This window comes from Aurantiacibacter sp. MUD61 (genome assembly GCF_027912455.1).
In the GTDB taxonomy this organism is placed as follows: Bacteria; Pseudomonadota; Alphaproteobacteria; order Sphingomonadales; family Sphingomonadaceae; genus Alteraurantiacibacter.
This window is the reverse complement of sequence record NZ_CP115446.1, coordinates 674383-699440: the sequence shown is the minus strand read 5'-3', so window position 1 is coordinate 699440 and position 25058 is coordinate 674383. Positions and strand designations below refer to the sequence as shown.

The following is a 25058-nucleotide window of genomic DNA, read 5'->3' as shown; positions in this document are numbered from 1 at the left end:
TTAAACCAGCCCACCCCGCTGCGACTAAGCCCACCTCGGAACAAGTCCGGGATGGGCCAAGTCTCGCTCCCCTCCCGCAAGCGGGAGGGGTCGGGGGTGGGCAATCGAGGACAGTGCCTCAATCCGCGAGGGCGAGATCACCCTTCTGCTCGCGCACCCAGCGGCCGACCTTGCGACCGTAAAGGGCAATCGCGCGCATGTTGAAGAAGTGCCAGCAGCCGAGCACCAGCACGGCAAGGCCGACCTTGGTGGCTACGAAGCGGATGGCCTCGGCATAGGTGGTCGGCTCGCTGCCAAGGCTGATGGTCAGCAGGATGAAGCCGATATTGACGAGGTAGAAGCCTACGACGAGCAAGTGGTTGGTGCTGCGCGCCAGCACTTCATCATGGCCGAAGCAATCGACCAGGAACACCTCGCCATTGACGCTGAGCGTACGCGCCACCCAACCGGTCATGGCAATGGCGATGATGAGATAGGCGAAATAGCTGGCTTCGATCATGGGACTTCTCCTTGGTTAGTCCGCTTGGGATTGGTTGACTGGGGATTCAAAACAGCAGGTCGTGAATGGGATTGGCGGGCTCGGCTCGCGCTTTTTCGCGTAGCCTCTTGAGCCGCATGCGATGTCGCCCCCATGTGAGGCTCGCACCGGCGCCGCCCAGCACGCTGAAAATCGCAAAAAGCGGGTATTCGGTGAGTTCGCCGCTCAGAATGAGCACGAACAGCAGAGCGATAATCGCGCCTCCGATCACGCCAGCTGCCAGGTAGGACAGCATGCTTTCACGAGAGTTGTGATGCAGTAATCGGGTTGCGCCCAGTCCGACTGTCAGCATGCCGAGCAACGCAAAGGGTGCTCCAAAAAGCAACGGGGCAAGCATCACTCTTATCGCATCCAGCAGACCGATGGTTCCAAGACGATCAATCGCCAGTGGTATTGAGAGCAAGAGCCATGGCCCGCCACCTGCCATCGTCCCGGCAGCCACTGCCACGCCAAACGCCTTGAGATGCGACGGCACATCCTGTCCTTTCGGTAATTTCCGAAATGCAGGGGCGTGAGGAGGTGTTGGCGTGGTCTGCATGGCTTGCTCCTGCGAAGAGGCTCTAGTGCTTCGTCTGGTTGCGGACGGGGATGAAGCGGGCGACTTTGCCGCCCATTTTCATCAGCGCGACGAGAGTGGATTTGGGCAGGCGGCGCACATCGTCGTACCAGCCTGACAGCGTGCCCATGAAATCGTGCATCCGCCCGATCCGCTCGCGCACATATTCGGGCACATCATCGCGCGCGGCCATCTGGTCGGTGAGGTCGGACAGGGTCTGGATGGTCGGGTCGATCTCGCGCTTCTTGCGCTCGATCACGATCTTCATCAGCATGTCCCACAGATCGGTCTCGGCGGTGAAATGATCGCGCCTGTCGCCGATGATATGGGTGCGGGTGACGATGCCATAGCTCTGCAATTCCTTGAGCGCGGTGCTGACATTGCTGCGCGCGAGGCTGAGCGTCTCGCAGATTTCCTCCGCATGCATCGGCTCTTCGCTGAGATAGAGCAGTGCATGCACCTGGCTGACCGACCGGTTCACGCCCCAATGGCTACCCATTTCCCCCCAGTGGAGGATGAAAGCGCGGGCTTCGGGGATGTCGATCACTTTCATGCGTTTATTCTCATCTCTCTTTCATTTCTGTAAAAACTGAAATAAAGGAACCAATCGAGTCGGTCAAGCCCCTCGAGCACTCAGGCCAGGGGCACCGCGGCGGCAGGCGGAGACGCGCGATGACAGATACGAAGCCAAAGGCGGCCGGATGGCAAATTGCAAAGGCCTGCGGAATCGCAGCGCTTTGGGCGATAGGCTGCTTTTTCTTCGTTGAGTGGGCGCGGCCCGACAGCGGCGTGGTCTCGGTCAGCTTCACGATTATACAGCCAGCCGCGATCTGCGCCTTCATTGCCTATGTCGGAGATCCGCTCGGCACACGCAGCCGCCGCTACTATGCGCTCGTCCCGCTCGTGAGCGGGGCCGGCATGGTGCTGGTCTCTGTGTTCGTATTGCAGGAAGGCGCGGTGTGCATCGCCATGCTGGCACCGCTTTGGATCCTGTTTGGGATGGCAGGCACGCTGTTCACCTGGATGCTGCGTGACCAAAACGGGGAGGACAATGTCGCCGATACCTTCGCCGCGCATGGCCTGCTCGTGCTGCCCATGATTGCACTGTTTGTCGAAACGACGCTCACTCCGCCGATTGCCCATTACACCGTCACCGACGAGGTCGTGATCGATGCGCCTGCCGAAGAGATCTGGCCGCTGATGCAGGGCATGGGCCATGTCGATCCGGATGCGGGGCAGTGGAATATTAGCCAGAGCGTCATCGGCATCCCGCGTCCGCGTTTTGCGCAGCTCGATGGCAAGGGGGTCGGCGCACGCCGCCACGCGCGTTGGGACCGGGGCGTGTATTTCGACGAAGTAGTCGATCGCTGGGAACCGGGCCGCAATATCGGCTGGCAGTTCGATTTTACGCAAAGCGACGGCTGGGACATTACCGACCCGCATTTGCGGCCCGATGGCCCCTACATGCGCATCCAAAGCGGGGGATACGAGCTCGAGCCCTTGCCGGATGGCCGCCACCTACTGCGGCTCCATACAACCTACGCCGCGCAGACCCATTTCAACGGATATGCCGCGCTCTGGGGCGACCTGTTCCTCGGCGATATCCAGGCCAATGTGCTCGAAGTGATCCGCCAAAAGGCGGAAGGCCGGTAATTTCGGGCGCTTGGCGCTTGTCAGCCGGTCGCAGAGCGGGTTAACTCCGCGCTAGGGCGTCGCTAGCGCCCGGGGTCTTTCGGGAGCATCACTCACATGGCCGCCACGGCACTCGCTTTCGACGGCGTCACCAAGCGTTTTGGTGATTTTACAGCCGTCGACGATCTCAGCTTTTCGATCCCAGAAGGCACGATCTTCGGATTCCTCGGCGGCAATGGCGCGGGGAAGACGACTTCGCTGCGCATGGCGCTCGATATTCTGACCCCAACTGCTGGCCGGATCGATGTGCTCGGCAGCCCGCCCAGCCGCGAAAATGCGAGCGACATCGGCTTCCTTCCCGAGGAGCGCGGGCTCTACAAGAAGATGAGCGTGCTCGACACGATTGTCTATTTCGCGCGGCTGAAGCGGATGGAGCCGGGCCCCGCCAAACAATCTGCCATGGCGCTGCTCGAACGGTTGGAACTCGCCGATTGGGCCAAATCCCCGGTCGAGAAACTTTCCAAGGGTATGGCGCAAAAGGTGCAGGTGGCGACTGCGCTGGTCAACTCGCCCAAGCTGCTGATGCTCGATGAGCCGTTTTCCGGCCTCGATCCAGTGAACCAGAAGATGCTCGAAGACCTGATCGCCGATGCCGCAAAGGGTGGCGCGACGGTGATCTTCTCCACCCATGTCATGCAGCATGCCGAGCGCCTGTGCGATCGCCTGCTGATGCTGGCGCGCGGAAAAAAGGCTTTCGATGGCACACAGGATGAAGCGCGCGCCGCATTGCCTGCGCGCCTCGCACTCGCCAGCAGGACTGCACCAACGGCCCTGCCGGGGGTCGATCACGCCGAAGCCATTGGCGCAGCCGAGGATGGCTGGACCCAATATGACGTTCGGCTGAGCGCCGGGGTCACGCCCGAGCAGCTGCTGGAACATTGCACCACGAACGGTTTCGGCCTGCGCAGTTTCGATGTGCAGACACCCAGCCTGCATGAGGTGTTCATCCACTTTGTCGGTGCCAATGAGGAGATCGAGCGATGAGAGAAGTCATGCTTGTCGCCATGCGCGAAATTCGCCAGGTCCTTGGCACCAAGGGCTTCTGGTTCATGATTGCTGCCGTGCCGGTTGCGCTTGCCATTTCGGGCTTTGCCAGCAGCAAGCTCGCGCCCGAACGCTCGGTCGCATTCAGCATTGTCGACGAGACCGACGCCTATGAAGAGCGCATTACCGCGCGGCTGGAACTGGATTATCAGGCGAGCGAACTGCGCGACCTCGCCGAATACGTCGAACGCTGGGAATTGCAGGACGCGGTTCCCGATGCGCCATGGGCGAGCCGCCAGAGCTGGCTGATACCGGCCGAAATCCAGCGGTTCGCCGACATGGGCGGGTCGGAAGCGGCCATCGAAGCTCTCGAACCCTTCCGCGAGGAAGGCGTACCCGAATTCGAACCCGATGATCGATCTTACGAGCAGGTCGCCTTCCCCGATGGACTGAATTTGCCCGCGGCAGGTGAGGAGCCGGACGAGCAACTGATCGCGGCGCTTGAAGGCGACGTTGATATCGAAGACCGGGAGCTCCCCTTCGGTGCGGTGCTGCAAATCCCTGCAAACTTCGGCGAACCCGGCGCGGAAGCGCGCGTTTTCACCAACGGCCGATCGAATACCGGGCTGATCCGTATCATCCGTGAAGAGCTTTCCGGCAGCCTGCGGGACGGTGCCTTTGCAGCGCAGGGTATAGCGCCCGATGCTGCGCTCGCCATTCAGGGACTGCAGGCGCCGGTCTCCGTGATCGAGCCGCCTCCGGGTGCTGGCCGCAGCGTTGTCGCGACCCGATCGGTGGTGCCGATTGCCCTTGTCTATCTGCTTCTCATCACCGCGGTCACTACCGGATCGCTGATGCTGCAGGGCGTGGTTGAAGAGCGGTCCAACAAGCTCGTCGAAAGCGTGCTCGCCTGTATCAAGCCTGATGCGCTGATGCAGGGCAAGCTGCTGGGTCTTGGCGCGGTCGGCTTCATGATCATTGTCGTGTGGGCCGGCACGGGCCTGATCGGAGCGCTCTATTTTGAAGGTTTCGCCGCGGATGTGCTGCGGCCTTCGCTCGAGGCGCTGGACGATCCGCTGCTGATCTTTGCGATGCTGTTCTACTTCGTCACTGGCTACATCGTGCTCGCCATGATGTTCCTCGCCATCGGCGCGGTGAGCGAGAGCATGCAGGATGCGCAAAGCTATCTCACCCCGGTCATCCTGCTCATCATGATCCCGGTCCTGATTGTGATGCAGGCGGCGATCAGCGGCCCCGATCAGCTGGTGGTGAAGGTGCTCTCATGGATCCCGATCTATACGCCGTTTGCGATGCTCGCCCGACTTGGGACGGGCGTTGCGACATGGGAAATCATCGGCACGATGGTGCTGATGGTGATCTTTGTATGGATCGAGCTGCGCCTGCTCGGCCGCCTCTTCCGCGCGAGCCTGCTCAACGATGGCAAGCCAACGTGGAAGCGCATGGTCGGCTGGCTGAAGTCGAGCGAAGCGGGGCGGTAATTCGGTCAATATTCAGCCGCAGCATGATCAGCATCCTCAACTGCAGAAGGGAAGAGGATAGATGCCCGACGGCTTGATTGCGATTGGGGCGATTATCGCCATCCTGCTCGGTGCGGGTATTGCACTGGGCCTGCTGGATCGGCGGAACTTTTCCATCCGCTGGCTGCTGATGGCGGGCGGTCTGATCCTGATCAACGATGCGCTGCTCACCAATCTCTACGGCACCCTGCCGCGGATCGCTCCGGACCTGGAATGGAATTGGCAGGGCAAGGCACTGGCGCTGCTGGCAACGCTCGCGATTGCCGCGCACCCGGCATTTGGCTGGAAACGATCAGGCCTGACATTGGCGCAGGCACCGGGCAGCCTGCACAGCGCCCTGCCGGTCGCTCTGCTGTATTGCCTGTTCTTCCTCACGCTTGCGCTCGTGTTTCCCAATGAGGATGCTTCGGCAGAGACGATTGCCTTCCAGCTGACCATGCCGAGTTTCGAGGAGGAGCCCCTCTATCGGGGTATCCTGCTGCTCGCTTTCTTCGAGGCGTTTCGTGGCCGGTCACACTGGCTGGGGATCGACTGGAGCTGGGGCGCGCTGCTCGCCTGCATCGCCTTTGGGCTCGCACATGCTTTCAGCTATTCGCAAGGGGCATTCGGCTTCGACCCGATCTATTTCGCGCTAACCGCCGTGCCGTCGCTGCTGGCGATCTGGGTGCGGATGCGCACAGGAAGCCTGCTCTTGCCGGTGGTGATGCACTCCTTCGGCAACACCATCATGGTGCTGCTTTAGCTTTAACGAGCCGATGGACGGCAGCGGGCTTCACTGATATTCTCGAAACGCAACATCACACGGCGGTTTGGCTATGCGTGGTTTCTTGACGAACGGAGTCGTGATCGCGAGCGTGCTCACCGTTTCGTGTTCTACAACATCTGCATATTCGCCACTGCCTACAAACGAAATCATGGAGACGCGGTCACTGATCAGGGCGCATGGCAGCGCAATCTGGCCTGGCTGGTCGGACGATGCGCTGTCCGCTTTGGTGTTGACGCCCGATGGCGAATATCTCTTCTGCCGCCAGCCACAACAGGGATTCGCTCCGGCTCCGCGCGATGCAGTCACCGGATGCCGCGTTCAGGTGAGGCAGCTCGAAAATAATCTCGACGATGCCGCAATTGTCGAATTGGGCGACGAGGCCGTGGCTATGATCGGCACCCCAGAGGGGCTGGAATATGGCGGGATCGACTGGCAGCTGACCCTGGCTCACGAGATGTTCCACGCCTTCCAGAACAGCCTGCCGGGGTATCTTGCTGCGGTGGACGCGGTCTCGGCACAATTGCGGCCTGAAGGCACGGCAGATGCCAGCTGGATGCTCACCCATCCCTTTCCCTATGACGAGCCGGAGACAGCGGAATTGCTAGCGCCTATGGCGGGCGCGGCGGTCGCCTACCTTGAAAGCACAGATGCGGATGTGCGGCGCGCGGCCATCCTCCGGTATCTCGCAGCGCGGCGGGAGGCAGAGCTGCGACTGGGTGCGCGGCACTGGTTGTATTACGAATTCCAGGCCGGCCAGGAAGGGGTTGCCCGCTGGACTGAGCGAGCGCTGGCTGTAGAGGCCGGGGCCGTGAATCGCGATTACGCGCAGGCCGCGGAGGAACGCCGTCTCGGCATGCTCAATTCCATACGGGCGATTGAGCGGCAGGGCATCGGCATCTGGAAACGCAATACTTTCTATGCTTACGGATCGGTGGAGGCTGACATGCTAGACTTCCTCGATCCCCATTGGCGCGCAGCATATGAGGCGCGGCCCTTTACCTTGGGCGAGCATCTGGCGGAACGCCTCAACCCTTCCGGAAATCTTCGATAGTCTCACCGCTCGCGCCGACTTCGGTTTCATGGCTCGGCTCGCGCCAGCTTTCGGCGAGGGCCTCTGTTTCCCATTGCTGCATGGCGGGGTGGGCGAGGATCGCATCGACCCAAGTCTGCGCACCGCCCACGTCCAGTCCATGGGTGCGGATGCGGAAGGCGACGGGGGCGTAAAAGGCGTCCATGGCGGTGAAATCGGGTCCGGCCAGCCATGGGCCGCCGAACCGGTCGAGACCTTCTCCGAAGAGCTCGGTCAGCCGGGCCACGTCCTTGCGCAGGGCCGCATCGTGCGGCGCCATTTTGACGCGCACGCCGACATTCATCGGGCACTGATTGCGCAGCGCGGAGAAGCCGCCATGCATTTCGGTGACCGCAGACATGGCGAAAGCGCGTGCGTCTTCGTCTTTGGGCCAGACGCCCTCACGCCGCTCAGCAAGATAGAGCACGATGCCGAGCGAGTCCCACACGGTCCGCTCGCCGTCCAACAGCACCGGCACCTGACCCGTTGGCGAGAAGGCGCGGAAGGCTTCGTAATTCACGGCCTGCGTGAATGGTTCGATCCGATCCTCGAAGGGAATGCCCAGCGCCTTCATCAGCACCCACGGCCGTAAGCTCCAGCTGGAGTAATTCCGGTTTGCGGTGATGAGGGTGTAAGCCATCAGGCGGTCCTTGCAGAAATGGCTGGCCATGCTTTCCAGGTGCCCACGGCATACGCAATGCCATAAACCAGTACGATCAGCGAGGACCAGACTGTGAAAGCGTCGGTCAATTCAGGCCGCCAGAGGTGCAGGGGCACAAGCATCAGTCCGCGCAGCAGAAAGATCGCCGAAATTGCGATTAGTCCGGTACGCAACAGTGGGAGGCGCCGGAATTTACCAGCGCCCGAAAACGCAAACAGTCCCCATACGCCAAGCATGGCGGCGATCGCCAATGTGATCAGATGCGGCCAGATTTCACCGCGCGCAGCGGCCATGGCGATCTCTTCTCCCGCGCCGAAGAATCGATACCATTCCTCACCGCCGATGATGCAGGCGATATGAAGCGCGGAAGCCGCTATCGAGAGCCAGCCGCCTGCGACAAGCCAAGATGTGCCGCCATTCCGCGCGACTCGGGCCATCGTTAAAGCGCAACCTCGTAAGAGGCCGTCGTTTTCTCCGCGACCTCTTCAGCCGTCACGCCGGGGGCGAGTTCGATCAGTTTGAACGGGCTTTCGTGATCGTCGCGTTTGAATACGCACATGTCGGTAATGATCATGTCGACCACATTGGTGCCGGTCAGCGGCAGGGTGCATTCAGGGATGAATTTGGGGTCACCATGCTTGCTGGTGTGCTCCATCACCACGATGATTTTCTTCACGCCCGCGACCAGATCCATCGCGCCGCCCATGCCCTTCACCATTTTACCCGGGATCATCCAGTTGGCGATATCGCCATTCTCGGCGACTTCCATCGCACCCAGCACGGTAAGGTCGATATGCCCGCCGCGGATCATGGAAAAGCTGGTCGCACTGTCGAAATAGGCGCTGTGCGGCAGTTCGCTGATGGTCTGCTTGCCGGCGTTGATCAGGTCCGCATCCACCTCGTCCGGATAGGGGAACGGGCCGATGCCGAGCATGCCGTTCTCGCTCTGCAGCGTGACCTGCATGCCTTCCGGAATGTGGTTGGCGACCAGCGTCGGGATACCGATGCCGAGGTTCACATAGTAGCCGTCTTCCAGCTCCTGCGCGGCGCGGGCGGCCATTTCATCACGGGTCCAGGGCATATGAGGTTTCCTTCAGTTCAGCGGTGTCGGGATTAGGAACCAGCCTTCGCCAATCATGGGCTCCAGCCCGGTGGCGAAGGATTGGTCACGAATGTAGGTGTAGAGGTCGTCGAAATCGGCGCGTTCGTCTCCGGCGATGGCGAGAACGCAATGCGTTTCCAGCAGAGCCTGACGGCGTTCCTGCTTGGTTTCACCGGGATAGCGCTGGACGAACAGCGGATCGCGGCCCGTGGGGTCGAGATAGCTTTCGAGCAGGATACGGCGAATGGCGGCAGCATCGGTCGGTTCGCGATCGGTGATCCAGGCTATTGCGATGCCTTGGAGGCGGAATCCCTCGACCACGGTCACGAGCGATGAATTCGCAATGGCGGCGTTTTGCAGCGGCATGAGTCCGTCCGCCGGATCGAGATCGATCAGGACGACCGGGATATCGGCATCGCATGGCGCGCGCACAGGCTCCAGTGCGGCTGGATCGTCCAGCAGTGCTGATCGGGTCACAGCGTCCGCGCTGCCGGCCTCCCCCGCGGCCTCATCCACCGTCATCCCGATCAGGCCGGAGCTGACGAAGCTGCGCAAAGCGGCGTAACTGCCGCTGATCGGCGCGGAGGAGACAGGTGCAGGCAGAACGCCGGTGGGCAGCAGGGCATATTCGCCAAAGCTTCGCTCACCGATCGTGTCGGGATCGATTTCGGTTCCCTCCGCAATCGCCTGCGCGGTGCGTTCTCCGAAAACGGCATTTCCCGCAATCGCCCCGCCTGCCGCCAGAGGCACGGCGGCCGCCACCAGCAGGCAGCCCTGCAGGCTGAAAGCAGCGACAAGCAGTAAGAGGGCGCGGGCGGGTGACACGGGTTTACGCGGCTGCGCGCTCACGCGTGGTCGTGAATTCGATCTTCTTGTCGTAGGGTGCGCCGATAATCATGCGCTGCACGAAGACGCCGGGCAGGTGGATGCTATCGGGATCGAGCTCGCCCGCTTTGACGACCTCTTCGACTTCGACGACGCAGACCTTGCCGCAAGTGGCAGCGGGCTGGTTGAAATTGCGCGCCGTCTTGCGGAACATGAGGTTGCCCGTCTCATCCGCCTTCCACGCTTTCACGATGGAGAGGTCGGCGAAAATGCCCTTTTCAAGGATGTAATCTTCCGGGCCATCGCCGGTGTCGAACTGCTTCACTTCCTTGCCCTCGGCGACCTGCGTGCCGACGCCGGTCTTGGTGTAGAAACCGGGGATGCCAGCGCCGCCGGCGCGCATGCGCTCTGCCAGAGTGCCTTGCGGGCAGAATTCGACTTCCAGCTCGCCTGCCAGATATTGCCGCTCGAACTCCTTGTTCTCGCCGACGTACGAGCTGATCATTTTGTTAACCTGCTTGGTGCGCAGCAGCTTGCCGATGCCTTCATTGTCGATGCCGGCATTGTTGCTGGCGAAGGTGAGGTTCTTCACCCCGCTATCCTGGATCGCGCCGAGCAAACGCTCCGGAATACCGCACAGGCCAAAACCGCCAGCGGCGATCAGCATGTCATCGCGCAGCAATCCATCAAGAGCGGCGGCGGCATCGGGGAAGAGCTTCTGCATGCGAACAATCCTTTTGTCGAAATCCAGCTATATGGCGCGGGAATAGAGGGTGATGTTGGCTGTGTCACCCCGCGAGTGCGCAATGGTGCGTCGCAACATGAAAATTCATTCAACTTTGCCAAAAAAGCCTTGTGGTGAGTGCTTGTCAATCAGGGCGACGGTATATTTATTAAGCAATTACAACGTTAAAGACGCGTGTTGCATCCGATGCAACACGCGGTGACCTTTTCGCACTTGCGGAATCACGGCCCCGCTTGCATATGTCTCCCTGCCTTTCAGGCATCCTCTCCCAAAACTTCCATGGCCCGGTCGGCAACGACCGGGCCTTTTTCTTTTCTGGCACCAATGCGCGCCATGCCAGTTTGCAATGTGGAAGGGGGCTTCTTAGGTCTCCACACACAACAAACGGCAAGAAGGTCCGCACTGAATGGCGCAGGAAGACGCAGCTAAGGTCGAAGAGAATACGGTAAGGCTGCAAGTCGCAGCGGCGCGGCAGGAAGAATCGGGACGCGGCGTCGTCCGCATGCCTCGCACCGCGTTCCAGGCGCTCGGCATTACCGAAGGCGACGTGGTCGAAATCGAAGGCAAGCGTGCCACGGTTGCAATTGCAGCGCCCGCCTATGACGAAGACGAAGCGCTCGATGTCATCCGGCTCGATGGTTTGCAGCGCGGCAATGCCGAAACATCTTCTGGCGAACATGTCATCGTGCGCCGTGCGGATAGCAAGCCGGCCACCCGCGTCGTGTTCGCTCCCGCGCGCAAGGAAATGCGCCTGCAGGGTCCGACCGAAGCGCTGAAGCGTGTCTTCTTCCGCAAGCCCGTGACCGCTGGCGATCTGGTCGCGACCCACGGCCAGCAGCCGGTGCAGAACGTGCCGCCCGAAGTGCGTCGCATGTTCAACGCGCCCGCCTATGCGCTGACGCAGATCCGCCTGCAGGTCATCTCCACCAGCCCCAAGGGCATCGTCCACATCGACGAGAATACCGAAGTCGAGCTGCGCGCCGAATTTGAAGAACCGCGCGATGCCCGCGGCATGATCAACTACGATGACGTCGGCGGGATGGACGATACCATCAAGGCGCTGCGCGAAATGGTCGAACTGCCGCTGCGCTATCCTGAACTGTTCACGCGCCTCGGCGTCGATCCGCCCAAGGGCGTGTTGCTGCATGGCCCGCCCGGAACCGGCAAGACGCGTCTGGCACAGGCCGTGGCAAACGAATCCGATGCCGAGTTCTTCACCATCAACGGGCCCGAGATCATGGGCAGCGCCTATGGCGAATCCGAAAAGCGCCTGCGCGAAGTGTTTGAAGAGGCTGAGAAGAGCCAACCCGCGATCATCTTCATCGACGAGATCGATTCGATTACGCCCAAGCGTGAGCGCACACAGGGTGAAGCGGAAAAGCGGCTTGTTGCGCAGCTCCTCACACTGATGGACGGATTGCAGGCGCGCACCAATCTGGTGGTGATCGCCGCGACCAACCGGCCCGATGCGATTGACGAGGCGCTGCGGCGCCCCGGTCGTTTCGATCGCGAAATCGTCGTCGGTGTGCCCGATGATAGCGGCCGCCGCGAAATCCTGTCCATCCACACGCGCGGCATGCCGCTGGGTGAAGGCGTGGACTTGCACGAGTTGGCCCGCTCGACCCATGGCTTTGTCGGCGCTGACCTTGCGGCCCTCACCCGAGAGGCCGCCATCGAAGCCGTGCGGCGGATGATGCCGCGCATCGATCTCGACGCGCAGGAAATCCCTGCCGATGTGCTCGATGAATTATGCGTCGAAAAGGAAGACTTCCGCGAAGCGCTGAAGCGCGTGCAGCCGTCTGCCATGCGCGAAGTGATGGTGCAGGCCCCCACCGTGGGATGGACAGACCTCGGCGGTCTGGACGATGCTATCGACAAGCTGAAAGAGGGTGTCGAGCTGCCGCTCAAGAACCCCGCAGCGTTTGAGAAAATCGGCATCCGGCCAGCCAAGGGCTTCCTCCTTTACGGACCTCCCGGCACCGGCAAGACCTTGCTCGCCAAGGCTGTCGCGAAAGAGGCGGAGGCCAATTTCATCTCGATCAAAAGCTCCGACCTGCTTTCCAAATGGTATGGCGAGAGCGAGCAGCAGATCGCGAAAATGTTCGCCCGCGCCCGCGCCGTAGCACCTTGCGTGATCTTCATTGACGAGATCGACAGCCTTGTTCCTGCCCGTGGATCGGGCGCAGGCGAGCCGCAGGTGACGGCGCGTGTCGTGAACACGATCCTCGCCGAGATGGACGGGATGGAGGAACTCTCCTCGATCGTCGTGATCGGCGCAACCAACCGCCCGGTCCTCGTCGACCCGGCGCTGCTTCGCCCCGGACGCTTCGACGAGCTGGTTTATGTCGGCGCGCCCGATGCACCCGGCCGCGAACACATTCTCAAGATCCACACCAAGAACATGCCACTGGCCGACGATGTCGATCTTGCCGCGATCGCCAAGAAGGCCGAGCGGTTCACCGGTGCCGATCTGGAAGACGTGACGCGCCGCGCCGGCCTTGTGGCCATCCGCCGCAGCGATGGTGTGCCTGAAACGGTGACCAAGGCCGATTTCGACGAAGCCATGGAAGACAGCCGCCCGACGGTGACGGCCAAGATGGAAGCCGAATACAAGAAGATGAAAGGCGAGCTGAAAAAGCGTGCGCTCGAAGTCAGACCGATCGGTTTCATCACCGACGGAATGGTCGAGAGCACGAGGGATTCAAAGCATTAGTTCGGGCCGCCCGCTTCACCCGCCTTGGCGTGCCCTCCCGGCACTTCAAGGCGGTGGCGGATCAGCGCAACTTCCTGGTTTTCGCGCAGCCATTCCAGCATGTGTTCGCGCACCGCGCAGCGCAGCACCCATAGGTTGGCGATCGTTTCTGCGCTGACGGCGAGACGCAGCTCTACGCTCTCCGGATAGGCTTCGGTCATGAGCAGCTGGCACATGCGCCCGTCCCACATCTCGTGCGCGCCCACGAACCGCTCGAATTCGGTACGGATCGGGCCGACATCGGCGATAGGATCGAGATGAAGATACACCGGGCCGCTCAACTGCTCGTTCACACGCGACCAGTTTTCAAAGCTGTCGTCGAGGAAGCGGCTGGTCGGCACGACCAGCACACGCTCATCCCATGTGCGCACCGTGACAAAGCTCATGCGGATTTCCTCGACACGGCCCGCCTCGCCATCGACTTTCACCAGATCACCGAGCCGGAGCGGCTGGGTCAGGGCCATTTGCAGGCCCGCGATCAGTGATTTAAGCGCCGGTTGCGCTGCTGCGCCGACCGCCAGCGCAGCAAGACCGGCAGACGCCATCAGCGTCACACCGACATCGCGCACACCCGGAATATTGAGCATCACCAGTGCGATAACGATGATGATAATCGTCAGCTTCGCAGTACGGGAGAAGATCGAGATTCTTGTCGTGTGAGAGCGGACCGACACCGCGTCATACCGCTGCTCTGCATCCTCCCGCAGCCCCTTGGCCACCGCGCCGACAAAGCTATACGCGACCCACCCCAGCAGCACCGGGGTGAACCAGCGCGCGGCGATATCCCATTCCTGGCCGACCAGCGTATCCACATGGGCGGAGATGGAGAGACCAAAACCGACCATCGCCCAGCGCACTGGGTTGCGCATGGACTGCACGATGGAATCGTCCAGATGGTAGGGTGTGCGCGCGGTAATCTTCCGCAGGATGCCAAAGATGATCCAATGCAATATGAAGGCCGCCACCACTGGCACGGCAAGCCCGATCGCGGTGGCAATCGCGAGTTCGGTATCGACCGCCCATTGGGGTTGTTCGAAGCCTGTCAGCATCAAGAGTCCTATTCCGCCGCGCGTGCTGCCAATGCAAGCCTAATGCGCGTCATCCCAGCTGGGGCCGGTGCCGATTTCGATGCCGAGCGGCACGTCGAGCGTAACAGCGGGCTGTGCCGCCTCGGCCATGACGCGTTCGATCACCGGGGTGGCCTTTTCGACATCGCCTTCGGGCAATTCGAATACCAGTTCGTCATGCACCTGCAGCAGCATGCGTACATCGTTCAAGCCTTCAGCCTCCAGCGCCGGTAGCATGCGAGCCATGGCGCGCTTGATGATATCGGCGCTGGTGCCCTGTATCGGCGCGTTGATTGCTGCGCGCTCGCTGCCCTGCCGCTCGGCCTGGTTCTTGGAATTGATCCGCGGGAACCACGTCTTGCGGCCGAACAAAGTCTCCGAATATCCCTTCGCCCGGACGCTTTCGAGCGTGGCGTGGATGTAGGACTGGATGCCCGGGAAGCGCTGGAAATAGGTGTCGATTTTTTCCTGCGCCTCATCGGGTTCGATGCCGAGCCTGCCCGCAAGTCCCCAGCGCGAAATGCCGTAGAGGATGGCGAAATTGATCGTCTTGGCAGCGGCGCGGGTGTCGCGGTCCACTTCGCCATACATTTCCTTCGCCGTGCGCGAGTGAATGTCTTCGCCTTGTTCGAAGGCCTCCTTCAGTTCGGGCACATCGGCCATGTGGGCTGCAAGGCGCAGCTCGATCTGGCTGTAGTCGGCGGCAAGCAGGACATTGCCGCTTTCGGGCACGAAGGCCTTGCGGATCTGCCGCCCGATCTCGGTACGGATGGGAATGTTCTGCAAATTGGGATCGGTGGAGGAAAGTCGACCCGTCTGCGCGCCCACGAGACTGTAGCTTGTATGCACCCGCCCGGTCCGCTCGTTGATCGCTTCCTGCAGCGCATCGGTATAGGTGCTCTTGAGCTTGGAGAGCTGACGATATTCGAGGACCTTGTCGGCAATCGCATGGCCTTCGCCTGACAGGCGCTCCAGCACGCTCTGGTCGGTCGAATACTGGCCGCTCTTGCCCTTTTTCCCGCCCTTGTAGCCGAGCTTGTCGAACAGCACTTCGCCCAGCTGTTTGGGGCTGCCGATGGTGAATTCCTCGCCCGCGTCCTTATGGATCTCCTTTTCCAGCCGCCCGATGGTCTCAGCAAAGGTTTCGGAAAGGCGCGAGAGCTCGGCGCGATCGACCTTGATGCCTTCGCGCTCCATCTTCGCGACCACCGGGATCAACGGGCGATCGACGCGCTGGTAAATCCGCGTCGCACCTTCATCGGGCATGCGACGCGCGAGATGCGCGTGGAGCCGCCACGTCACATCGGCATCCTCGGCGGCATATTCGGTGGCCTTGCCCAGCGGCACTTCGCCGAAGGGGATCGCCTTCTTGCCGGTGCCGCACACATCCTTGAACTTCATCGTGGTGTGGCCAAGGTGGCGTTCGGCCAGTTCGTCCATGCCGTGACCGCCGCCGATCCCTTCCTGCGAGCGGCCCGCATCGAGATCGAAGCTCATGATCATCGTGTCATCGACGGGGCCCATCGCGATGCCGTGGCGGGCGAGCACGTTGATATCGTATTTGATATTCTGCCCGATCTTGAGGACGGAATCGTCCTCCAACAGCGGTTTCAGCAATGCGATGGCAGTATCGAAATCGACCTGATCGGGCTTCTCATCGAACATGTCGCTGCCGCCGTGGCGCAGCGGGATATAGCAGGCATCGTTCGGGCCTAGGGCGAGGCTGACCCCAACCAGATCCGCCGCAATCGCATCGAGGCTGCTGGTCTCGGTATCTACGGCGAGGACGCGCAAATCGCGAGCGCGCGCGATCCATTCCTTCAGTGCGTCTTCGGTCTGCACCGTCGCGTAGGCGCTGCGGTCCACATCGGGCCATGCGGGTAGCGGCTGGATATTGCCTTCCGGCGTGCCCTCATCACCCTTGGTATCGGCCTTTTCCGGGTTGAGATTGGTTGTGCGGCCGGGGCTGCCCGTGCCTGCCTCCAGCCGCTTGAGCAGCGAGTTGAAGCCGTGGGTTTCGAGAAATTCGGCCAGAGGTTCTGGCGGAATGCCGTCAAGCTTCATATCCTCGATGGCGATGGGCAGCGGGCAATCGCTTTTCAGCTCCACCAACTCGCGGCTGAGCTCCGCCATCTCGCGCCCTTCGAGCAGACGTTCCTTGAGCTTCGATTTCTTCATGTCGGGCGCGGAATCGAGCGCAGCGGCAAGCGAGCCGTTTTCGCCGATCAGCTTGGACGCGGTCTTGGGACCGATGCCGTAAATGCCCGGAATATTATCGACGCTATCGCCCATCAGCGCGAGGACATCGCCTACCAGAGCGGGCTCGACCCCGAATTTCTCTTTCACCTCGTCGATATAGATGCGCGCATCCTTCATCGTATCGAGCATGTCGATTTTGGCGCCGTCTTTCTCTCCGACAAGCTGCATCAGGTCCTTGTCGGAGGAAACGATGGTCACATCCCATCCGGCATCCTGCGCGGCATAGGCGTATGATGCGATCATATCGTCCGCCTCGACATCGGGCTCTTCCACCATGGGGAGGGAGAAAGCGCGGGTGGCATCGCGAATCAGCGGGAATTGCGGGACGAGGTCTTCGGGCGGATCGGGGCGATTCGCTTTATATTCCGGATAGATATCGTTGCGGAAGCTCTTGCTCGATTTGTCGAGCACCACGGCGAGGTGAGTCGGCCCGTCGGCCTCGTCGAGATCCTGCGCCAGCTTCCACAGCATGGTCGTATATCCGTAAACTGCGCCTACGGGCGTTCCCTCCGGATTGGTGAGCGGGGGGAGGCGGTGGTATGCGCGGAAGATATAGGCCGAACCATCGACCAGGTAGAGATGCTGTTTTTCGGCCATGGCAGGCTTGCTAGCACGCAAAATCGGCCCGGTCAGCATGGATTGGGGCGATATTTCCACTACCGCGATAATGGCAGTTTTACGGGTAGGAGCGCCCCAATTGCGCCGGAATTCCGCCCTATTTGTGCCATAATTCGCTTGCGCAGGCCCAAATGTGGCCTTATTTAGGCAGTGAGCCGACCGGATGGTGGGCTTGGGATGAGGACAAATCCTCTCTCAATTATTCGCAGATTAAGGGGTTCAAACCTATGCGTAAGATTGCTCTCGTTGCTGCTGCTTCGGCTGCTGCACTCTCGCTCGCTGCTTGCTCGGAAGCTACCGAGGAAAGCGCTGAAGACACCGTAGAAGGTGCAATGGCTGACACCGAAGCCAACGCTGAAGCTGCTGGCGACGAAGTCGCTGAAACGGCTGCTGAAGTTGACGCTGCTACCGACAATGCTGAAGCTGAAATGGAAGCTGAAGTTGTCGAAGAAATGAACGAAGCTGAGTAATCCTCGCTTCGGTCTTCGGACTGAAAAAGAAAAGGCGTGGCCAGCGATGGCCACGCCTTTTTCTTTGCCTGATGGTGAGCGCAATCAGCAGACCCGCTCGCCTGTCTGATTATCTTTCGGCCTAATTCCCGTTGTAGTCGGCGCGGGCGTAATTGCGGTTCGCTTCGACCTCAAACCCGTCATACAGGCCGCGCGCGATCGAAGCGATGCGGGCTTCGCGATTGCGGCGCGTGGTATTGCCGGTCACGTAAATCGCCACGGCGATCGAACGGCCATCAGGCGCAGTCAGAATGCCGATATCGCTGGACGTATTGTTGAGCGATCCGGTCTTATGCGCGACCGTCACATTGTCCGGCATAAGGGCAGGAATGCGGCGAGTGCCGGTGCGGCAGCGCTCCATCGCGTCGATGATGACGTTGCGGCTCGACGGGGAGAGCCAACGGCCCTGATAAATCCCTGCGAGCAGCTGCACCATGGTTTCCGGCGTCGCACTGTCGCGCATGTCGATGTAGGTTTCCGGGTCGAATTCGCCGTCATCGCGCACGAGCGTGGCGATGTCGCGATCGAGGCTGAAGCCGGTAAGACCGGCACGGCGCGCCCAATCGTTTACCGCATCGGTTCCGCCCAGCGCCGAAATCAGCGCATCGGTGGCGGGATTGGAGCTGCGCGTGATCATCAGATCGATGAGTTCGAGCGCGCTCATATATTCGCCCTGGCGCACAGGCGCAGCGGCAGAGGAAAATGGACGTGAGCGAACCGGCCACAGAAGCGGCCACTCGCTCGTCAGGCTCCAGCGACCCTGGTCCACGCCTTCCAGATAGGCGGCGGCAATCGCAATCTTGCTGGTGCTCGCCATGGGGAAGCGCTGATCGCCGAGGATCGAGACCGATTGGCCGGTCGAAAGATCGATTGCGGCAACGCCGATGCGCCCCTCGCTGCCGTCGGCAAGCTGGGCAATGCGATATTCGAGCTGGTTGTCGAATTCAGGCGTATAATCGCGCGGGCTGCGCACTTCGGTGCCAAAGGCGCTGTCGAAGGCGGATTCGAAATCCTGCGGCTCGTCTCCGGTCCCGGCGTAGGCCGGTAAAGCTGCCAGCGGCGCAGCAGCCAAAGCGAATGCAGAAAAGAAACGTCCGAGCTTTGAAATCATCATGTCACCAAACATGCCAGTAACGTGGTTTGTAAATGCTTAATGTTACATGAGGTGACGAGTTCCGCGCGACGAAATGCGCCGGATTGTCGCCAAACTGAGTCCAGAATGACAGAAACCCCGGAGTTCCTCGGGGTTTTGTTGCCCTACGCGCCTATTCTGGCTTCACGAACCGCCAGGCGATCTGGTTGGTCTGGCCGCGAATTTCCTCGTCGAAGACATTCGCGGTCAGCGGATCGCCGGGCTGCGCATAGATGTCGCTCTCTGCCTCGCGGACGAAGCCCGCAGCAGTCAATGCGTCCATCGCAAGTTGCGGATCGAGCCGGTGCAAGGTGTTTGCCGCCACAGCGCCAGCGCCGTCAGCCGCGAGGTGGTCGACGACAACCAGCGTCCCGCCCGGCTTCAGCGCATCGTAAAGGCTGGCCACAGCCTGTTCAGCGGTCCCCTCGGGAAATTCCTCCAGATAGAGATCATGGAAGTTCATCACGGTGATGATCGTATCGAGCTGTTCGGGCCAGCCCGGCTCTGCCAAGGAGCCACGAACTGGGAAGATGTTGATCGGATTGCCATCGTTGTCGGAGTAGCGGCGAACCGTTTCGTCCTGCTCGGTCGCATATTCGGGGCGGAAAGCGATAAATTCTTCGGGCTGGAAGGCATAGACCTTGCCATCGGCTCCGACTGCCGTTGCGAGCAGCCGCGTTACATACCCGCCACCCATAATGAAGTCCCCCACCACATCGCCACGATCGATCTGGGCGAAGGCGAGCAATTCGCCGGGCTTACGCGTGGCATCCTGTTCCTGATCGTCCAGCCGGCCGATATCGTTGATCGCCTGCATATACTGGCGCGCATTATATTCGCTGGCCGCTTCTTCGCCCGGCGTTTCCTCCGGACCGCTGCATGCGGTGAGCCCAAATGCGGATGCGGCGATAGCTGCGGTAACAAGACGATGCATGATGACGTTCTCCCTCCATGTCCCTCGTCGAACCTAGTCCTCTATTGGCAGACCGCAATCCCTATCCCGTATTGACCGAAGCTGACGGATACGCTTCATGCCCGTGACAAAATATCACGTGAAGGGACCGCCTGATGAGTTTGAAGAGTTCGACACCGCTTTCATTATCTTTTGCCGCCATGCTTCTGGCAACTACCGCGCCTGCGCTTGCCCAGGATGTCCAGATCGTCCAGCCGGGCGCACCGGGTCAGGGCGCGCGCGCCCTTTCCGAAGACGAGGCGACCCAGCTTGCCCGCGTGAATTACCTGCCTGCCGATATCGACTTCATGCAGGGCATGATCGTCCACCACCAGCAGGCTGTTGAAATGGCCGCGCTTGTCGATGGCCGTACCAATAATGAAGCGATCCAGACGATTGCGGAGCGCATCGCTGCTTCACAGCAGGATGAAATCAGCTTCATGATCGAATGGCTTGCAGGCTACGGCCAGCCCGCCAGCATGGCCGGCATGGGTCATATGGATCATGTTGGCATGGCCGGCATGGCAAGCGCCGAAGACATGGCCGAATTGCGCGATGCGCGAGGCGTGAATTTCGACCGCAAGTTCCTGCAGCTGATGATCGCCCACCACAATGGCGCACTGACCATGGTGCGTGACCTGTTCTCCATCCAGGGCACCGCCACCGATCCGGTGCTGTTCGATTTCACCAGCGAAGTCCGCAGCGATCAGCAGGCCGAAATCGACCGGATGTCGGTTGAGCTCGCGTCGCTGTCCGATGATCCGCGCTCCGGTCTTGCCGGCGGCCTGTTCGATGCAGAGGAAGCGATCAGCAACCTCCGTCACGTCGCATTCCTGCGCAAGCCTGCCGGTTTCTACGATCCCGCCAACCCCGCTGGCGGCCGCATGGTCATTCCGGCTGAAGAGGAAGAAGAAGAAACCGACACTGCGGGCGATGACGATACGCACGCCGGCCACTCGATGGCAGCAGCGGCTGACGCAGAAGAAGCCGATCCCGACGCAGAGGAAACCGAAGCTGAAGAGGAAACGGCACCGCCGGTCCGTTATGCCCAGCGCGGCGGCCTGCTGAGCTTTGCCAATACCGATATGGCGTTCTCCGGCGATCTGATGATCGCGGGCAATTATCACGGCTTCAACGCCTATATGTTGGGCGACGATGGCGTGCCGCAACTTGTGAGCTCGGTCGTATGTCCGGGCGGGCAGGGCGACGTCTCTGTCGTCGGCGACATCCTGATCATGAGTGTCGAGCAGACCCGTGGCCGTGTCGACTGCGGGCGTGATGGCGTTACCGAAGATGTGAGCGAAGATCGTTTCCGCGGCCTTCGAGTGTTCGATATTTCGGACATTCGCGCTCCCGTTCAGGTTGGCCTCGTGCAGACCTGCCGCGGCAGCCACACGCACTCGGTCGTCGATGCCAATGAAGAGCGCATCATCGTCTACAACTCCGGCACCGCCGGCGTCCGCGATGGCGAAGAGCTCGAAGGCTGCGTCGGATATATTCCGGGCGACGATCGCACCGCGCTGTTCAGCATCGATGTGATCGAAATCCCGCTGGCCGACCCCTCGCAGTCGCGCATTACCTCGTCCCCGCGCGTCTTCGCCGATGATGATGGCAATATCGCAGGCCTGTGGCTCGGCGGTGACCATGGCGATGGCACGCAGACCACCAGCCAGACGAACCAGTGCCACGATATCACCGTGTTCCCGTCGCTGAACCTCGCTGCTGGTGCGTGTTCGGGCAACGGTATCATCATGGATATCTCGGACCCGTATAACCCCGTCCGTCTCGACGCGGTGACCGATCCGGGCTTTGCCTATTGGCACTCGGCGACCTTCAACAATGATGGCTCTGTCGTGCTGTTCACCGACGAATGGGGCGGCGGTGGCCGCCCGCGTTGTCAGGCAGCCGACCCCGCCACCTGGGGCGCCAATGCCTTCTACGGTATCGAGGATGGTGAGCTGGTCTATCGCGGCACGTTCAAGATCCCCGGTGCGCAGAGCGACATGGAAAACTGTGTGGCGCACAATGGCTCGATCATCCCTGTGCCGGGGCGCGATATCTTCGTGCAGGCGTGGTACCAGGGCGGCCTCTCGGTGATCGATTTCACCGATCCGACCAATCCGTATGAAATAGCTTTCTTCGATCGCGGTCCGGTGGATGAAGACCAGCTGGTGACCGGCGGTTACTGGTCCGCCTATTGGTACAACGGCCGCATCTACGCGACCGAGATTGCGCGCGGTATCGACGTTTTCGCACTGGAGCCGAGCGAGTACCTGACCGCAGAAGAAATCGCCGCTGCCGAAGCTGCCGAAATGGGTAACACTTTCAACCCGCAGACGCAGGTTCCGGTGACGTGGAGCGAAGAAGCCATGGAAGCTGCGGAGCGCAGCCGCATGGGCGGCTAAGGCCAGCTTCTGCCGAGATAAAAAGGGGGCGCTCCGCCAATGGTGGAGCGCCCCTTTTTCGTGTCAGAACCAGGCGCGAAGGCCGACAAGGAACACGAAGCCACCTGGATCGTCCCCTCCGGCGCGGATGATATCGGCAGTGCCGCCAAAGGCGCGTTCGTATTCCATACCCACATAGGGCGCGAATTCAGGGACGAATTCATAGCGCAGCCTTGCGCCCAGCTCGGCCTTGACCAGACCTGCGGCAACGCCCCGCTCGGGAATGTCCTGCGCCGCGAGATCGAATTCGATGCGCGGCTGCAGTACCAGCTGCTGGGTCAGGCGCATATCGTGTTCGGCTTCGACGCGGGCGGTCAGATCTCCCTCATCGGAGAGGAAAGCGGCGGCATCGACATGGATCATGTAGGGCGCGAGGCCCGCCACGCCCACGGCGAGATGCGCGGTTGTGTCCGGTTCGACATCGAGACGCACGCCTGCCTGCAAATCGAACCATGGGCCGATGGCATGGCCCCAGAGCAATTGCAGCTCGGCATCTTCCACACCGCCGCCAAACTCGCCTTCGCCTTCGCTTTTGAAAACGACGCGGTCGGTCGCGGTGCCATACCAGCCGGACACGTCCCAGAGATATTCGTCATGGCCTTCGCCAATGCGCGCTTCGAGCCGCTCACCAAGGATTACGCCGAACCGCGCATTGCCATGAGTCGCCCGGTTGTATCCGCGCGCGGCCACCATCGCATCTTCGCCCCAGATCGCGTCTGCGGCGTGCGCCGGACCTTCGAAAGCTTCGGCAGGCGGCGGACCGGAGGGAATCTCTGCATCCATGGCGCCATGGTTCATCTGCGAATGGTCCATCTGGCCATGTTGGGAATGGTCAATCGCCCCGTGATCCATTTGCGCATGGTCCTGCTCTTCTTCCGGATCGGTGGCCATCTGGTGGGCGGAGTGATCCATCGCCTGATGCGCGGAATGATCCGGTTCTGCGTCAGCTTCGGCCTCTTCCGCCTGCTGTTGAGCCGAGTGGTCCTGATGCTGGGCGTGGCCCGAGTGATCGCCATGATCCTGTGCCATCGCGGGGCTGGCGATCAGGGCGGCACTTGCAAGGAAAATAGCCCGCATCATCCTTCTCCCTCGAGCGGGAAGGGGCGCACGGTGACGGTTTGCATCATCCCTGCATGCATGTGGTAGAGCAAATGGCAGTGGAAGGCCCAGTCGCCCGGCTCGTTTGCGGTCAGGTCGAAGGTCGCAGTGCCACCCGGCTGCACGACGACCGTGTGCTTCAGCGGCTGGTGCATATGGTCCGCACCATTCACCAGTTCGAAGAAGTGTCCATGCAGGTGGATCGGGTGGGCCATCATGGTGTCGTTGACCAGCTTCACCCGCACCCGCTCGTCATAGGCGAAGCGGATCGGATCGTCGGTCACGGCGCTGAACTGGCGGCCATCGAATGACCACATGTAGCGTTCCATATTGCCGGTGAGGTGAATCTCCAGCTGCCGCGTCGGCATGCGGTGCGGGTTCGCGTTTTTGGCGCGCAAATCGGTGTAGCGCAGCACGCGGTGATCGACATTGTCGAGGCCGAGACCGGGAAAGTCCATACGGTCCATCGGCATCGGGCTGACCATATCGACCCCGGCATTCACCTCGACATCGGGCGGCAGCAGCGAGGTATCACGCATGTTGTGATCCATCGCCATGTCGCCTTCGCCGGACATATCGTGTCCCATCGCGCCATGGTCCATTCCGCCGTGGCCGCCGCCATGTCCTCCGCCGTGGTCCATGCTGCCCATGCCCATGTCGACCATGGTCAGGTTCACCGGCTCGCGCAGCGGCGGCGGGGTGGCGCGGTGGCCGGCGTGCGAGGTGAGGCTGGCCACTCCCATCCCGGATCGGTCCATCGCCTCTGCCACCAGCGCGTGGCTGCCATCGGGCGGGGTGACGATAACGTCGTAAGTCTCGGCCACGCCGATCTGGAATTCATCAACCTCGACATCGTCCACATCGATACCGTCGGCGGCAATTACCGTCATCGGCACGCCGGGGATGCGCACGTTGAAGAGCGTCATCGCCGAACCGTTGATGATGCGCAGGCGAATGCGCTCGCCCGGCTGGAACTGGAATTGCAGATCGTCTGCAGGGCCGTGACCGTTGATGAGGTAGGTATAGGTGGAGCCGGTGACATCGGAAATGTCGCGCGGGTTCATTCGCATCGCGCCCCACATCAGCCGGTCTTCAAGGCTCATCGAACCATCGCCAACAGTTTGCATGGAGCGGTTGAAATAATGCTCACCCACCGCCAGCATCCGTGCGATTTCATGCGGGTGACGCGGGGTGAATTCGCTCAGCAGAACGACAAGGTCGCGGTCATAGCGCGGATCGGGCTCGGCAGCATCGATGACCAGCGGGCCGTAATGCCCTGCCTGCTCCTGCAAGCCGCTGTGCGAATGCCACCAGTATGTGCCGTTCTGGCGGATCGGGAAGCGGTACTGGAATGTCTCGCCGGGCTTGATCCCGGGGAAGCTGACGCCGGGCACACCATCGAACTGGAACGGCAGCAGCAAGCCATGCCAGTGGATCGAGCTGTCCTCATCGAGGTTATTGGTGACATTGAGCGTGACATCCTGCCCTTCGCGCAGGCGAATAAGCGGACCCGGAACGCTTCCATTCACCGCGATGGCGTGACCGCTGCGGCCGCCCGTGGTGAAATGGTGATTGTCGATCGTCAGGTCGATGCTCTCGCCCGAGATCTCGCCAAAGCCATTGCGCGCATGACTGAGAGACTGTCCGCGCGCCCAGGCCGGGATTGCGAGACCGGCCGCTGCCAGTGCTCCCGTGCCTTTCAGCAGGGTGCGGCGGGAAAGGGCGGGGGGAATGATCTTGCCATTGCTCAT

General features: G+C 61.3%; 21 protein-coding genes and 1 pseudogene. 8 read left to right on the top strand and 14 right to left on the bottom strand.

Going from position 1 to position 25058, the window contains the following annotated elements; genetic code table 11:
• Window positions 1–118: 118 nt before the first annotated feature.
• The 3 genes from O2N64_RS03300 to O2N64_RS03290 all read right to left on the bottom strand — a co-directional run bounded on the left by O2N64_RS03300 (window position 119) and on the right by O2N64_RS03290 (window position 1647).
• Window positions 119–499 (bottom strand): hypothetical protein, encoded by a 381-nt coding sequence (locus tag O2N64_RS03300; protein ID WP_197920258.1) that lies wholly within the window; start codon window positions 497–499, stop codon window positions 119–121.
• Window positions 500–545: 46 nt separating this feature from the next.
• Complete coding sequence (locus tag O2N64_RS03295; RefSeq protein ID WP_271078865.1) at window positions 546–1013, bottom strand: hypothetical protein; 468 nt, start codon at window positions 1011–1013, stop codon at window positions 546–548.
• Between the two features lie 85 nt (window positions 1014–1098).
• A complete protein-coding gene (locus O2N64_RS03290) occupies window positions 1099–1647 on the bottom strand; it encodes a GbsR/MarR family transcriptional regulator (RefSeq protein ID WP_271078864.1) in 549 nt (182 codons plus the stop codon).
• A 119-nt stretch (window positions 1648–1766) separates the two neighbouring features.
• On the opposite strand from O2N64_RS03290, the gene O2N64_RS03285 reads away from it, so the two are divergent.
• The 5 genes from O2N64_RS03285 to O2N64_RS03265 all read left to right on the top strand — a co-directional run bounded on the left by O2N64_RS03285 (window position 1767) and on the right by O2N64_RS03265 (window position 7125).
• Entirely contained in the window at window positions 1767–2747 is a 981-nt protein-coding gene (locus O2N64_RS03285; protein WP_271078863.1) for an SRPBCC family protein, read from the top strand.
• Between the two features lie 96 nt (window positions 2748–2843).
• Window positions 2844–3770, top strand: a complete 927-nt coding sequence (locus O2N64_RS03280; RefSeq protein WP_271078862.1) for an ABC transporter ATP-binding protein — start codon at window positions 2844–2846, stop codon at window positions 3768–3770.
• A complete protein-coding gene (locus O2N64_RS03275) occupies window positions 3767–5269 on the top strand; it encodes an ABC transporter permease (RefSeq protein ID WP_271078861.1) in 1503 nt (500 codons plus the stop codon). The genes O2N64_RS03280 and O2N64_RS03275 overlap by 4 nt, the downstream gene beginning before the upstream one ends.
• Window positions 5270–5330: 61 nt before the next feature.
• Window positions 5331–6050 (top strand): CPBP family intramembrane glutamic endopeptidase, BDIM_20840 family, encoded by a 720-nt coding sequence (locus O2N64_RS03270; RefSeq protein ID WP_271078860.1) that lies wholly within the window; start codon window positions 5331–5333, stop codon window positions 6048–6050.
• Window positions 6051–6222: 172 nt separating this feature from the next.
• A complete protein-coding gene (locus O2N64_RS03265) occupies window positions 6223–7125 on the top strand; it encodes a hypothetical protein (protein ID WP_271078859.1) in 903 nt (300 codons plus the stop codon).
• Here O2N64_RS03265 and O2N64_RS03260 read toward each other — a convergent pair.
• Genes O2N64_RS03260 through O2N64_RS03240 form a run of 5 tightly spaced genes read right to left on the bottom strand, consistent with a single transcriptional unit; the run spans window position 7100 to window position 10455 of the window.
• Entirely contained in the window at window positions 7100–7783 is a 684-nt protein-coding gene (locus O2N64_RS03260) for a glutathione S-transferase family protein (RefSeq protein WP_271078858.1), read from the bottom strand. The genes O2N64_RS03265 and O2N64_RS03260 overlap by 26 nt on opposite strands.
• The gene (locus O2N64_RS03255) at window positions 7783–8241 is read right to left on the bottom strand and encodes a hypothetical protein (protein WP_271078857.1); all 459 of its coding nucleotides are present in this window, start codon (window positions 8239–8241) and stop codon (window positions 7783–7785) included. The genes O2N64_RS03260 and O2N64_RS03255 overlap by 1 nt, the downstream gene beginning before the upstream one ends.
• A gap of 2 nt (window positions 8242–8243) precedes the next feature.
• Window positions 8244–8885, bottom strand: a complete 642-nt coding sequence (locus O2N64_RS03250; protein WP_271078856.1) for a CoA transferase subunit B — start codon at window positions 8883–8885, stop codon at window positions 8244–8246.
• Window positions 8886–8897: 12 nt separating this feature from the next.
• Window positions 8898–9755: a hypothetical protein gene (locus O2N64_RS03245; protein ID WP_271078855.1), complete on the bottom strand. Its 858-nt coding sequence runs from the start codon at window positions 9753–9755 to the stop codon at window positions 8898–8900.
• The gene (locus tag O2N64_RS03240) at window positions 9736–10455 is read right to left on the bottom strand and encodes a CoA transferase subunit A (RefSeq protein WP_271078854.1); all 720 of its coding nucleotides are present in this window, start codon (window positions 10453–10455) and stop codon (window positions 9736–9738) included. The genes O2N64_RS03245 and O2N64_RS03240 overlap by 20 nt, the downstream gene beginning before the upstream one ends.
• Before the next feature lie 427 nt (window positions 10456–10882).
• Between O2N64_RS03240 and O2N64_RS03235 the strand changes: the two genes are divergently transcribed.
• A complete protein-coding gene (locus O2N64_RS03235; protein WP_271078853.1) occupies window positions 10883–13189 on the top strand; it encodes a CDC48 family AAA ATPase in 2307 nt (768 codons plus the stop codon).
• Here the strand turns inward: O2N64_RS03235 and O2N64_RS03230 are convergent.
• Together O2N64_RS03230 and polA are read right to left on the bottom strand one after the other, a co-directional pair.
• Window positions 13186–14277 (bottom strand): mechanosensitive ion channel family protein, encoded by a 1092-nt coding sequence (locus O2N64_RS03230; protein WP_271078852.1) that lies wholly within the window; start codon window positions 14275–14277, stop codon window positions 13186–13188. The two genes, O2N64_RS03235 and O2N64_RS03230, sit on opposite strands and share 4 nt — an antisense overlap.
• 39 nt (window positions 14278–14316) lie before the next feature.
• Entirely contained in the window at window positions 14317–17151 is a 2835-nt protein-coding gene (gene polA / locus O2N64_RS03225; RefSeq protein WP_271078851.1) for a DNA polymerase I, read from the bottom strand.
• 248 nt (window positions 17152–17399) lie between these two features.
• On the opposite strand from polA, the gene O2N64_RS03220 reads away from it, so the two are divergent.
• Window positions 17400–17642, top strand: coding sequence for a hypothetical protein (locus tag O2N64_RS03220; protein ID WP_271078850.1), 243 nt, complete (start codon window positions 17400–17402; stop codon window positions 17640–17642).
• Between the two features lie 121 nt (window positions 17643–17763).
• Here O2N64_RS03220 and O2N64_RS03215 read toward each other — a convergent pair whose 3' ends face one another.
• Both O2N64_RS03215 and O2N64_RS14415 read right to left on the bottom strand, forming a co-directional pair.
• On the bottom strand, window positions 17764–18795 hold the full coding sequence (locus tag O2N64_RS03215; protein ID WP_271078849.1) for a serine hydrolase: 1032 nt from the start codon (window positions 18793–18795) through the stop codon (window positions 17764–17766).
• A gap of 220 nt (window positions 18796–19015) precedes the next feature.
• Window positions 19016–19144 (bottom strand): annotated as a pseudogene (locus tag O2N64_RS14415) (class I SAM-dependent methyltransferase); the annotation flags it as partial.
• Window positions 19145–19926: 782 nt separating this feature from the next.
• Between O2N64_RS14415 and O2N64_RS03205 the strand changes: the two are divergent.
• Complete coding sequence (locus tag O2N64_RS03205) at window positions 19927–22170, top strand: DUF305 domain-containing protein (RefSeq protein WP_271078847.1); 2244 nt, start codon at window positions 19927–19929, stop codon at window positions 22168–22170.
• 63 nt (window positions 22171–22233) lie between these two features.
• Here O2N64_RS03205 and O2N64_RS03200 read toward each other — a convergent pair whose 3' ends face one another.
• Window positions 22234–23286 (bottom strand): copper resistance protein B, encoded by a 1053-nt coding sequence (locus O2N64_RS03200; RefSeq protein ID WP_333781572.1) that lies wholly within the window; start codon window positions 23284–23286, stop codon window positions 22234–22236.
• Window positions 23286–25058, bottom strand: a complete 1773-nt coding sequence (locus O2N64_RS03195) for a copper resistance system multicopper oxidase (RefSeq protein WP_271078845.1) — start codon at window positions 25056–25058, stop codon at window positions 23286–23288. The genes O2N64_RS03200 and O2N64_RS03195 overlap by 1 nt, the downstream gene beginning before the upstream one ends.